The organism is Albidovulum sp., from assembly GCF_008933605.1.
Lineage (GTDB): Bacteria > Pseudomonadota > Alphaproteobacteria > Rhodobacterales > Rhodobacteraceae > Albidovulum.
In genome coordinates this window covers 1-11,208 of sequence record NZ_WBUS01000106.1, presented here as the reverse complement: position 1 = coordinate 11,208, position 11,208 = coordinate 1, and the positions used below count along the sequence as shown (strand labels likewise).

At 68.6% G+C, this 11,208-nt stretch carries 10 protein-coding genes; 5 read left to right on the top strand and 5 right to left on the bottom strand.

The features are described from left to right. The 3 genes from F9K34_RS13360 to ccmI all read right to left on the bottom strand — a co-directional run. The coding region (locus F9K34_RS13360; protein ID WP_291337466.1) for a DUF1289 domain-containing protein at positions 1-111 on the bottom strand (111 nt) is incomplete at its 3' end. Further along, the gene (gene ruvX, locus F9K34_RS13355) at positions 108-584 is read right to left on the bottom strand and encodes a Holliday junction resolvase RuvX (RefSeq protein WP_291337464.1); all 477 of its coding nucleotides are present in this window, start codon (positions 582-584) and stop codon (positions 108-110) included. The genes ruvX and F9K34_RS13360, both read right to left, overlap by 4 nt. Beyond that, positions 581-1,792, bottom strand: coding sequence for a c-type cytochrome biogenesis protein CcmI (gene ccmI / locus F9K34_RS13350; protein WP_291337463.1), 1,212 nt, complete (start codon positions 1,790-1,792; stop codon positions 581-583). Before ccmI ends, ruvX begins: the two co-directional genes overlap by 4 nt. A 208-nt stretch (positions 1,793-2,000) precedes the next feature. Here ccmI and F9K34_RS13345 point away from each other — a divergent pair, with 208 nt between their 5' ends. From F9K34_RS13345 to F9K34_RS13325, 5 genes are all read left to right on the top strand, one after another. Beyond that, on the top strand, positions 2,001-3,245 hold the full coding sequence (locus tag F9K34_RS13345; RefSeq protein ID WP_291337465.1) for a sarcosine oxidase subunit beta family protein: 1,245 nt from the start codon (positions 2,001-2,003) through the stop codon (positions 3,243-3,245). Between the two features lie 85 nt (positions 3,246-3,330). Continuing rightward, positions 3,331-3,654, top strand: coding sequence for a sarcosine oxidase subunit delta (locus F9K34_RS13340; RefSeq protein ID WP_291337462.1), 324 nt, complete (start codon positions 3,331-3,333; stop codon positions 3,652-3,654). Next, positions 3,651-6,632 carry a sarcosine oxidase subunit alpha family protein gene (locus tag F9K34_RS13335; RefSeq protein ID WP_291337461.1) on the top strand — a complete coding sequence of 994 codons (2,982 nt, stop codon included), beginning with the start codon at positions 3,651-3,653 and terminating at the stop codon, positions 6,630-6,632. Before F9K34_RS13340 ends, F9K34_RS13335 begins: the two co-directional genes overlap by 4 nt. Next, positions 6,625-7,185, top strand: coding sequence for a sarcosine oxidase subunit gamma (locus F9K34_RS13330; protein ID WP_291337460.1), 561 nt, complete (start codon positions 6,625-6,627; stop codon positions 7,183-7,185). The genes F9K34_RS13335 and F9K34_RS13330 overlap by 8 nt, the downstream gene beginning before the upstream one ends. A 202-nt stretch (positions 7,186-7,387) precedes the next feature. Next, the gene (locus tag F9K34_RS13325; protein WP_291337459.1) at positions 7,388-7,990 is read left to right on the top strand and encodes a superoxide dismutase; all 603 of its coding nucleotides are present in this window, start codon (positions 7,388-7,390) and stop codon (positions 7,988-7,990) included. A 78-nt stretch (positions 7,991-8,068) separates the two neighbouring features. On the opposite strand, the gene F9K34_RS13320 is transcribed toward F9K34_RS13325, so the two are convergent. Both F9K34_RS13320 and F9K34_RS13315 read right to left on the bottom strand, forming a co-directional pair. Beyond that, a complete protein-coding gene (locus F9K34_RS13320) occupies positions 8,069-10,216 on the bottom strand; it encodes a hypothetical protein (protein WP_291337458.1) in 2,148 nt (715 codons plus the stop codon). 168 nt (positions 10,217-10,384) lie between these two features. Next, a complete protein-coding gene (locus tag F9K34_RS13315; protein WP_291337457.1) occupies positions 10,385-10,942 on the bottom strand; it encodes a TIGR00730 family Rossman fold protein in 558 nt (185 codons plus the stop codon). Between the last annotated feature and the right edge of the window lie 266 nt (positions 10,943-11,208).

Below are 11,208 nucleotides of genomic sequence, written 5' to 3'. Positions count from 1 at the left end.
CTCGTCGACCGAGCGGTAGCAGCCGACGCAGAGACCCTCGGCCGGATGGACGACACAGACCCGCACGCAGGGGCTTTCGATCTCCCGCCGTTTCCAGATCTCGTCCGTCATGGTCCCCGCCTCAGATGCCCGATCCGGTCGAGCGCACCCTGAAGGATATATCCGGCGGCGACATGGTCGATCACCTCGGCGCGACGCTTTCGGGACGTATCCGCCTCCAGGAGCGCGCGTTCGGCCGCGACGGTCGAAAGACGCTCATCCCAGAAGGTGATGGGAAGCTCGGTCAGCCGCTCGAGGTTGCGGGCGAAGGCGCGGGTGGACTGGCAGCGCGGGCCCTCCGTCCCGTCCATGTTGCGCGGCAGGCCGAGGACGAGCCCGCCGATCCCCCGCTTGCCGCAGAGGTCGAGGAGGGCGGCCGCATCGGCGGTGAACTTCGTCCGCCGGATCGTCAGGACCGGCGAGGCGACCGAGAGAAGCGGGTCCGAGACCGCGATGCCGATGGTCTTCGTGCCGAGGTCGAGCCCGGCGAGCGCCCGGGCACGGGGCAGGGCGGCGGTGAAGTCCTCGATCCGCTCGAAGATCACTCGGCGACCCCGGCCTGGGCGGCCGCCGCGCGGATCACGGCAAGCTCCGCGTCGCGGCCGGCAAAGCGCCCTTCGGCCTCCGCGAGGGTGGCCTTCGCGCGCCCGGCCTCGCCGAGAACGCCGAGCGAGGTGATGAGCCGCGCCCAGTCTTCGGCCGCGCCGCCCTCGGAGGCGAGCCGCTCGGAAAGCTGGTCGACCATGCCGCGGATCATCTGCTGGCGCTCTTCCGGCGTCATCGCCGCCGCCGCCTCCACCTGCGCGGCGTCCGGTCCGGGTGCGGCGCCAGGCGCCGGGGGCGGCGCGTAGCGAACGCCCGCCGCCCGCGCGAGCATGGCGATGTCGGAACGGATCGCCGGGATCCAGGGCGCCTCCTCCGGCCCCTCCTCCAGGAGACCGCGCCAGAGGGCGAAGGCATGGTCGGGGCGCCCGGTCTGCGCCCACATCGCGCCGAGATAGAACCGCGCCGTGCCGTTCCTCGGATCGAGTTCCAGTGTCCGGACGAGCGCGGCCTCCGCCTCGGGCGAGACGTAGCCGCCGGTGGCCAGGATCATCGTATCGGCGAGCGTGGCATAGTCCTCGGCCGTGACCGCGGCGCCGGAGAGCTCGATCACCCGTCGCTGCGCCGCGATCGCTGCCGGAAAGTTGCCGAGCACCGCCTCGTTGCGCGCGAGGAGCCGCTGCCCGGTGAGATCGTCGGGGTTGCCGGCCACTGCCACGCGGAGGCGCTCTACCAGCGCGAGATAGTCGGCCGCCGGCACGCGCCGTTCCGGCAGGACGACTTGGGCCTCGGCCTCCGCCTGCGAGGGACGGGCCTCGCGGAAGCTCTCGGCCCGGGCGATGCGCTTGGCGATGGGCAGGTCCGGATAGCCCGGCGCGCCGGTCGTCGCGTAGAGGCCGACCGCGCCCGCCACCGCCGCGCCGATGAGGACGAGCGGAACCACGGGGTTGCCGCGCGCCGACGCGGGCGCCGCGCGGCCGCTGCGGTCGGCCTCGAGGAGCTTGCGCGAAATCTCGATCCGGGCACGGTCGGCCTCCGCCGCGGGCATCACGCCGCGGGCGAGGTCGCGTTCCACCTCGCGAAGCTGGTCGCGGTAGACCTGAAGGTCGGCCTCGGCCTCCGCCCGGCCGGCCCCGCCGCGCCAGAGCGCGCGCGCAAGCGCCAGCGCCACGAGGGCGGCGAGGGCGATCGAGAGGGTCCAGAACAGCATCGCGTCTCCGTTTCGACGCCCGATGTAAGCGTTCCCGGCGCCCCGCGAAAGCCCGAAGCGCCCCGTGCCGGGGGGCACCTTGTCGCAGAACCGGGGCGCTTGTCGCATTTTTACCCGTTGCGACGTTTGCCGGACGCTTGCTGCCCTTGAGGTGTTCCACAAGCTTGAGAACGCCTCGAAGGCTGGACCAGGGGGGATTCGCATGGGCCTGAAACGCTATTCCGTCTTCGCTGTCGTGCGCGAGGCGATGAGCTACCATCAGGGTTGGGAACGCGCCTGGGCCTCGCCCCAGCCGAAGCGGAAATACGACGTGGTGATCGTCGGCGCCGGCGGCCACGGCCTCGCCACCGCCTACTATCTCGGCAAGAACTTCGGCATCACCAATGTCGCGATCATCGAGAAGGGCTGGCTCGGCGGCGGCAATACCGGCCGCAACACCACCATCATCCGCTCGAACTACCTTCAGGACCCATCGGCCGCGATCTACGAAAAGGCGCGCTCGCTCTACGAGACGATGAGCCAGGACCTGAATTACAACGTCATGTTCTCCCCGCGCGGCCTCCTCATGCTCGGCCAGACCGAACACGAGGTGCGCGGCTACAAGCGCACGGTCTACGCCAACAACCTGCAAGGCGTCGAGACGCGCTGGATCGAGCCGGCCGAAGTGAAGAAGCTGGTGCCGATCATCAACATCGACGGGCCGCGCTATCCGGTCCTCGGCGCGCTCTACCAGGCCCGCGGCGGCACCGCGCGCCACGATGCGGTGGCCTGGGGCTATGCGCGCGCCTGCTCGGCGATGGGGATGGACGTGATCCAGCAGTGCGAGGTCACCGGCGTGCGCACCGAGGGCGGCCGCGTCAGGGGCATCGACACGACCAAGGGTGCGATCGACTGCGACAAGCTCGGCATGGTCGTCGCCGGCCACTCGTCGGTGCTGGCCGAGATGGCGGGCTTCCGCCTGCCGATCGAATCGCTCGCCCTTCAGGCACTCGTGTCGGAGCCGATCAAGCCCTGCATGGACGTGGTGGTCATGGCCAACACCGTGCACGGCTACATGAGCCAGTCCGACAAGGGCGAGATGGTCATCGGCGGCGGCACCGACGGGTTCAACAACTACACCCAGCGCGGCAGCTTCCACCACGTGGAGGAAACCGTCCGCGCGCTCATCGAGACCTTCCCGATGCTGTCCCGCCTGAAGATGCTGCGCCAGTGGGGCGGCATCGTCGACATGACCGGCGACCGTTCGCCGATCCTGTCGAAGACGCCCGTCGACGGCATCTTCGTCAACTGCGGCTGGGGCACCGGCGGCTTCAAGGCCATTCCGGGGTCCGGCTGGGCGATGGCGGAGCTGATGGCGCGCGGCCATTCGCCCCTGACCGAGGAATTCTCGATGTACCGCTTCCGCGAGGGGAAATTCATCGACGAGAGCGTCGCCGCGGGGGTGGCGCATTGATGAACCAGACCTGCTTTCATCTTGCCCCAAATACCTCGGGGGTCCGGGGGCAGCGCCCCCGGCCCGGTTCCGAAAGGACAATGACATGCTGACCCTTGAATGCCCCTGTTGCGACGTGAAGGCCGAGGAAACTGAACTCGCGGCCGGCGGCGAGGCGCATCTGAAGCGCTACGGGCCCGGTTCGACGGACGAGGAGTTCGAGAGCTATCTCTTCGTCCGCAAGAACCCCAGGGGCGTGCATTTCGAACGCTGGCGGCATGCCTACGGCTGCGGCAAGTGGTTCCTCGCCGCCCGCTGCACGGCGACGCTCGAGGTCTTCGGGACCTACCCGGCGCAGTCGAAGGAGCCGCCGGCGGACCTGCAGGCGAAGATCAAGGCGAAACGCCCGGACTGGGAGGGCTGGAAATGAGCACGCGTCTATCGAAGGGCGGCCGGCTGATCGACCGGACGAAGCCGCTTTCCTTCACCTTCAACGGCCGCCGGATGAAGGGCTACGCGGGCGACACGCTCGCCTCGGCGCTCCTCGGCGAGGGGCAGACCATGGTCGGCCGGTCGTTCAAGTACCACCGTCCGCGCGGGGTGATGGCCTCGGGCGCCGAGGAGCCGAATGCGCTCGTCGGGCTCGGCCAGGGCGGGCGGTTCGAGCCGAACCAGCGCACCACCACGACCGAGCTCTTCGAGGGCGCCGAGACGGTCAGCCAGAACCACTGGCCGAGCCTTGAGTTCGATATCGGCGCGATCAACAATAAGGTCGCCCGGTTCCTGCCGGCGGGCTTCTACTACAAGACCTTCATGTTCCCGCGCTTCGCCTGGAAACATCTCTTCGAGCCGATCGTCCGGCAGTCGGCCGGCCTCGGCAAGGTGCCGACGCACCGAGACGAGGACCGCTACGAATACGCCTACGGCTTCGCCGACCTGGTGATCGTCGGCGGCGGCATCGCCGGGATCGCGGCGGCGCTCGCGGCGGGACGTGCGGGCAAGCGGGTCTGGCTCATCGAGCAGACGGCGCACTGGGGCGGACGGGCGGTCGTGGACGGCGTCCAGATCGACGGTCAGGACGCCGACGCCTGGGTGAAGACTGCCGTCGAAGCCCTTGCTGCGATGGAAAACGTCACGCTCCGCACGCGGACGATGGCGGCGGGTCTCTATGACCACGGCTATCTTCTGGCCTACGAGCGCGTGGCTGATCACACGCCCGGCGACAGACGGCCGCGGCACCGGCTCTGGCGGCTCCGCGCCGGCCATGTCGTGACCGCGACGGGCGCGATCGAGCGGCCGCTCAGCTTCGCCGGCAACGACATCCCGGGCGTCATGCTCGCCTCCGCCGTGCGCGACTATGTCGTCAACTGGGGCGTCAGCCCCGGCGACCGCACCGTCGTCGTGACGAACAACGACGACGCCTACCGCACCGCGCTGGCGCTTCTCGACGCGGGCCTCGTGGTCCCGGCGGTGATCGACGCGCGGCCCGAGGCGAAGGGCGAGTTGCCCGAGGCTGTCCGGTCGCGCGGGGTACGGGTGCTCGTCGGCCATGGCATCGCCAAGGTCAAGGGTGGCAAGGAGGTCACCGGCGTCTCGGTCTGCATCCAGGCGGGCGAGGGCGCGGAGATCGAGAGCCTCGCCTGCGACGCGGTCGCAATGTCGGGCGGCTGGTCGCCGGTCGTGCATCTCTGGTCGCACTGCGGCGGCAAACTTCTCTGGGACGAGGCGCAGGCGATGTTCCGCCCCGACCCGAAGCGGCCGGCCACGGGCGATGACGGCGCGGCGATGGTCACCGCCGTCGGGGCCGCCAACGGCATCCTGACGCCGCACGAGATCCTCGCCGACGCGCACCAGGCCGTGGGCGGCGCGGGCACCGCGCCCGGCGCGGTCGCCGCGACCGAGGTGCCGATGCAGCCGGTCTGGATCATGCCGCAAGGCGCCGGACCGGCGCTCCGGATGAAGATGTGGCTCGACCCGCAGAACGACGTGAAGGTTTCCGACGTGCAGCTTGCCGCGCGCGAGGGTTACGAAAGCGTCGAGCATACCAAGCGCTACACCACGCTCGGGATGGCGACGGATCAGGGAAAGGTCAGCAATATCAACGGTCTCGCCGTTCTTTCCGGGGCGCTGAACCGGGCGATTCCGGCCACCGGCACCACGACCTTCCGCCCGCCCTACACGCCGATCTCGATGGGCGCCATCGCGGGCGAGGCGCGGGGCGAGATCTTCCAGCCGCTGCGCCGCACGCCGATGCACGAATGGCATGAAACCCATGGCGCGCATTGGGAACCGGTGGGCCAGTGGCGCCGCGCCTATACCTACCTGCGCACCGGCGAGGGCGTGCATGACGCGGTCAACCGCGAGATCCGCGCCGTGCGCAACTCGGTCGGCCTGCTCGATGCCTCGACGCTCGGCAAGCTGATCGTCAAGGGGCCGGACGCGGGCCGCTTCCTCGACATGCTCTACACCAACATGATGTCGACCTTGCCGGTGGGCAAATGCCGCTACGGGCTGATGTGCACCGAGAACGGCTTCCTCAGCGACGACGGCGTGGTGGTGCGGCTCTCCGAGGACACCTGGCTCTGCCACACCACCACCGGCGGCGCCGAGCGCATCCACGGCTGGATGGAAGACTGGCTCCAGTGCGAATGGTGGGACTGGAAGGTCTATACCGCCAACGTTACCGAGGAATATGCGCAGGTCGCGGTCGCGGGGCCCAACGCGCGGAGACTGCTGGAGAAACTTGGCGGAATCGACGTCTCGAAGGACGCCTTCCCCTTCATGGAGTGGCGCGAGGGGACGCTCGGCGGGTTCCGCGCGCGGGTCTACCGCATCTCGTTCTCCGGCGAGCTTTCCTACGAGGTCGCCGTGCCCGCATCCGAGGGCCGGGCGTTCTGGGACGCGCTTCTGAAGGCAGGTGAGGAATTCGGCGTAACCCCTTACGGCACCGAGGCGATGCACATCATGCGGGCCGAGAAGGGCTTCATCATGATCGGCGACGAGACCGACGGCACGGTCATCCCCCAGGACCTGAACCTTCAGTGGGCGATCTCCAAGAAGAAGGCCGACTATCTCGGCAAGCGCGCGCAGGAGCGCAGTCACATGGTCGATCCCGACCGCTGGAAACTCGTCGGGCTCGAGACGCTCGACGGCAGCGTGATCCCGGATGGCGCCTATGCGGTGGCGGAGGGCGTCAACGCCAACGGCCAGCGCAACATGCAGGGCCGCGTGACCTCCACCTACTTCTCGCCGACGCTCGGCAAGGGGATCGCCATGGGCCTCGTGAAGCACGGGCCCAACCGGATGGGCGAGGTCCTCGACTTCCCCGTGGACGGTGGTCGGGTGGTCAAGGCGCGGATCGTCGATCCGGTCTTCTTCGACAAGGATGGGGAGAAGCAGAATGTCTAAGGCTGTCAGCGCGTTGGGCGGCGTTTCTCACAAGGGCTTCGCCGAGGTGGCCGAGGCCGGGCTGCGCGGCATGATCACCGTGCGCGGCGATCTCGGCTCGGCCGCGATGAAGAAGGCGGTGAAGGCCGCGGCCGGCACCGCGGTTCCGGCGCAGCGCCGGATCGAGGTCGCGGGCGAGCGTGCCGCCGCCTGGATGTCGCCCGACGAGCTTCTCGTCCTCGTGCCCTACGGCGAGGCGCAGGCCACCGTCGCGGCGCTTGAGGCGGCGCTCTCCGGGACGCATCACCTCGTCGCCGACGTCTCCGACGCGCGCGCCGTCTTCACCATCCGGGGTGCGCGGGCCGACGAGGTGCTGCGCAAGCTCTGCCCGGTCGATCTGGACGCGCTGGCCGAGGGCGAGATCCGCCGCACCCGCGCGGCCCAGGTGGCGAGCGCCTTCTGGAAATCGGGGCCGGACGAGTTCACGCTGGTCTCCTTCCGCTCGGTCGCGGCCTATGTGATGGGGCTTCTGGAGGTCTCGGCCCGGCCGGGATCGGAGCTTTTCCCGGCCTGAGCCGCAGGCGGCCGCCGGACCCCGGCCGGGTCCGGCCAGGCATCGGATGGTCCGGTGTGGCGCCGCTGCCCGGGCCGGCAGAGGACGGGCGGCAACGCGGGCGGAAGGTATGACCGGCCCGGGCGCCCCTCCGCCCTTGACCTTCGGAACCCAAGCGCGCTTATACGGGTTAGGCTTTCCCCATGCGCGAAAGGATTGACCCATGGCCTTTACCCTTCCCGACCTTCCCTATGCCCACGATGCCCTCGCCGGGCTCGGCATGTCGAAGGAAACGCTCGAATACCATCATGACCTCCATCACAAGGCCTATGTCGACAACGGCAACAAGCTCATCGCCGGGACCGAGTGGGAGGGCAAGAGCCTCGAGGACATCGTCCGCGGCACCTATCAGGCGGGCGCCGTGGCGCAGTCCGGCATCTTCAACAACGCCAGCCAGCACTGGAACCACAACGAGTTCTGGAAGATGATGGGGCCGGGCGAGAACAAGAAGATGCCGGGTGCCCTGGAAAAGGCGATCACCGGGTCGTTTGGCTCGGTCCAAAAGTTCAAGGACGACTTCGCCGCCGCCGGTGCGGGGCAGTTCGGCTCCGGCTGGGCCTGGCTCGTGAAGGACAAGGACGGTGGCCTCAAGGTCACCAAGACCGAGAACGGCGTGAACCCGCTCTGCTTCGGCCAGACTGCGCTTCTCGGCTGCGACGTGTGGGAACATTCCTACTACATCGACTTCCGCAACAAGCGCCCCGCCTATCTCACGAACTTCCTCGACAAGCTGGTGAACTGGGAGAACGTCGCCTCGCGGCTGTGACGCGACCGCCCGCCACGGAGTCCTGAAAGGCCTGCCGGGGACCGCCCCGGCAGGCTTCTTCGTTTCGCGGCACCTGGCTCACCTCTGTTCGAGGCAGAAGCCCTCGATGTCGCCCGCGTCCCAGTGGTTCGGGCCGCTGTTCACGATGGTCCGGTCCTGCACGTAGATGCGGACGTTGTAGCCGCAGGGGGCCATGCCGGTGGTGTCGAGTTCCCAGGTGCCCACCGCCCCGTTGGTGTTGAGCGAGAGCGCGGCATAGCTGATCGACACGGAGGCACTCCCGCCGGCGAAGGGCGGTGCGAAGAAGGCGGCCGGGGCGGCCGAGGTGATCACCATCGTGCCGCCGGCGGCCTCCGGAAGCGGCGTGACGTGGATGAGGAGGCTGCCGGAGTGGTTCCCGGTCATCGCATAGGTGCCGGAGATCACCTCGCCGATGCCGAACTTGCCGCAGTTGCCGGCGCCGCTGGTAATCTCGACATCGGCCGTCGGCGCGGTGTTGTCGACCATGAAGGCCTTCGGCGGCGTCATGGCGAGGACCGGGCCGAAGGGCTGGCGGAACTCCAGATAGACGGTGTGGAGCCCGTTCTCGAGCCCGGTGAGCGCGCCGAGAAGATTGTCGGCCACCGTGACCAGCGGCGAGGCCGCAAGCCAGGGGAACCAGTCGCCGACGGCATTTACCGTCTGGCTGACCGGCGTGATCGACGGGAAGGTCGTCACGTCGGCGTCGAAGGGCACGGTCCAGGCGCGCGGGCTGACGTCCGAGGGGCCCTGGATCATCACCCGGTATTCCATCGGCCCGGCCGGGATGTTGAAGCCGTTGCCCTTCAGCAGCGTGCGGCCGCCGAAGGGTGCATCGTCGGCGGTGAAGGTGCCGCCCACGCTCGCGCCGTTGGCGTAGCCCGCCCCGTCGATCTTGGCCACCGACATGTTGCCGATCGACTCCAAGACCGGGGTGAAGACGCCGGGGATGACGCCCTCGGGCAGGTGCTCGACCTCGATCCAGCAATCCTCGCGGTCGCCCCAGTGCGGCACGAAGTTCGGCTGGTTCGGCGCCGGCGGGACCGCCCAGGAGAGGATGCCGCGGATCCTGGCGCGGCCGGTCTTGCAGTACTCCTGCCGGTGCGCGTCGAGGTTCACCGGAAGCGCGGCCTGATACCAGAGCCCGCCCCTCGGCACGTCGATGTCGTGGACCTCGACGAAGGTCGTGCCCTGGTATTCCCAGCCCGCGCCGAAATCGAGGTAGAAGGCGATGTATTCGCGGCTGCCCTTCTCGCAGAGGCTGCCGGAATATCCCGACCTCAGCTTGATCTGCACGATCCCGTGCAGGAGCATGCGGTCGCGGTCGAGCCCGACGCAGTGCAGTTCCTCATAGGTCGTGTTGAACTTCGGCTGGGCGAGGAAGTCGGCGAACTTCGCGATGTCGATGTCGAAGGCCTTGAGGGGGGCGAGAGCCTGGAAGGCCGCGATGTCGGTCGGGTCCGCGGCGAGCTTCGCCACCGCCGGGAAGACGCCGCGCATCACGGCCAGTTCGTCCGTCGCCCGCGCCACCTTCACGATCCGGTGCAGGTCCGGCTCCGGCTTCGGCGGCGGCAGCTTGACGACGGCCGCGGTGATCTTGTCGATCAGCGAGGGGTCGATCTTCTGGATGCCGACGTCGGTGATCTTGTCGAGGATATGGCAGATGAACCAGTTGCGCGGCTCGATCTGGATGTCGCGTTCCAGCCGGTTGCCCCAGACCGGGTGCCAGTTCGGCATGTTGGGGGGCGGCATCGTGTTCCAGGACAGGATCGCGCGCACCTTAGGCAGGACCGGCTTGTCATCGCAGCAGGACCGGCGTTTCGGCCGGATCCGGATCGAGACGGCATAGCAGAGCGGATCCTTGAACGGGAAGTCGTGGATGTTGAAGCCGGCGAGGCCGTGATCGACCCAGGTGCCGTCGCCGTAGTCGAGGTAGAAGCGCACGTATTCCTGGCTGCCGTCCGTGCAGGCGTCGCCGCCATACCCCGTCTGCTGCTTGATCCGCACGATTGCCGTCAGGATCTCGGTGTCCGGGTTGTAGCCGATGCAGGTCAGCTCCTCGAAGCCCGTGTCGCCGACCTTCTTGAGCACGGCCTTCGGGATGTCCGCCAGTTTCAGCTCTGTCAGATTGCCGAAGTAGTTGGGATTGGTGATGAGGAGTAACTTCGATGCGTGGCGCAGGTCCACGTCCTTGTCAGCGGCCGCCATGGGGAAACTCCATGCAAATGATTGAAAATGACGTCTGGAAAATCAGCTGCGCTGGTTACTGCACGGCGCGGATCATACACCATGCTCGCCTTTGAGTAGAGTGGGATATACCCTACTCCCGCGTGCCTGCGCTGGAAATGGCCGAGAGGGCGCGGGGTCCCCGGCCCGTCAGCCGAGGGTCGCGCGCAGGAGCGGCTCGAGCGTCGCCACGTCGGCAACGGCATGGACGAAGCCGCGCAGCGAGGGCTCCGCGAAGCCTTCCTCGATGATCCGGTCGATGAGCGCCACGAGAGGGTCCCAGTAGCCCTCGGTGTTCAGAAGGACGATCGGCTTGGCGTGAAGGCCGAGCTGGCGCCAGGTCAGGACCTCGAAGAACTCGTCAAGCGAGCCACCGCCGCCCGGCAGCACGAGAATCGCGTCGGAGTTCATGTACATGACCTTCTTGCGCTCGTGCATCGTCTCGGTGACGACGAAGGCCGAAAGGTCGCGCTTGCCGACCTCGCGCGCGACGAGGTGGCCGGGGATCACCCCGAAGGTCTCCGCGCCCGCGGCCTGAGCCGCCCGCGCGACCTCGCCCATCAGGCCGACGTCGCCCGCGCCGTAGACCAGCCGCCAGCCGTTGCGCGCCAGCATCCGCCCGGTTTCCCGCGCGGCTTCGGCATAGGCGGGCCGCGCACCGGAGCGGGAGCCGCAGTAGACACAGACGGATTTTCGCGGCGCGGGCATCGGGATTCCCCCAAAGGGTTGCTTTGACCGGTGATAGCGGCGTTGTTATGGTCGCTCAAGCGCGCCCGGCAAGCGGCGCGGGCGGTGGGGGACTGCATGGCCGAGAAGAACGGGACGGGCGCATCCGCCAGCGGCAAGCTGGGTTGGGTGCTGGGGGCTGCCGTGGGCGCGGGCGTGGCGCTTGCGGCGTGGTATTTCGTCATCCGCGCGCCCGCGCCGGACGAGGTGACGGCGCCGCTTCCCGCGCCTGAAGCTGCGCCTGAGGC

Excerpts from the sequence above, each read along its gene's own strand:
- F9K34_RS13335 (WP_291337461.1), top strand. The coding sequence starts at position 3,651 with ATGAGCACGCGTCTATCGAAGGGCGGCCGGCTGATCGACCGGACGAAG.
- F9K34_RS13320 (WP_291337458.1), bottom strand. The coding sequence starts at position 10,216 with ATGGCGGCCGCTGACAAGGACGTGGACCTGCGCCACGCATCGAAGTTA.
- F9K34_RS13325 (WP_291337459.1), top strand. The coding sequence starts at position 7,388 with ATGGCCTTTACCCTTCCCGACCTTCCCTATGCCCACGATGCCCTCGCC.
- F9K34_RS13340 (WP_291337462.1), top strand. The coding sequence starts at position 3,331 with ATGCTGACCCTTGAATGCCCCTGTTGCGACGTGAAGGCCGAGGAAACT.
- ccmI (WP_291337463.1), bottom strand. The coding sequence starts at position 1,792 with ATGCTGTTCTGGACCCTCTCGATCGCCCTCGCCGCCCTCGTGGCGCTG.
- F9K34_RS13315 (WP_291337457.1), bottom strand. The coding sequence starts at position 10,942 with ATGCCCGCGCCGCGAAAATCCGTCTGTGTCTACTGCGGCTCCCGCTCC.
- F9K34_RS13330 (WP_291337460.1), top strand. The coding sequence starts at position 6,625 with ATGTCTAAGGCTGTCAGCGCGTTGGGCGGCGTTTCTCACAAGGGCTTC.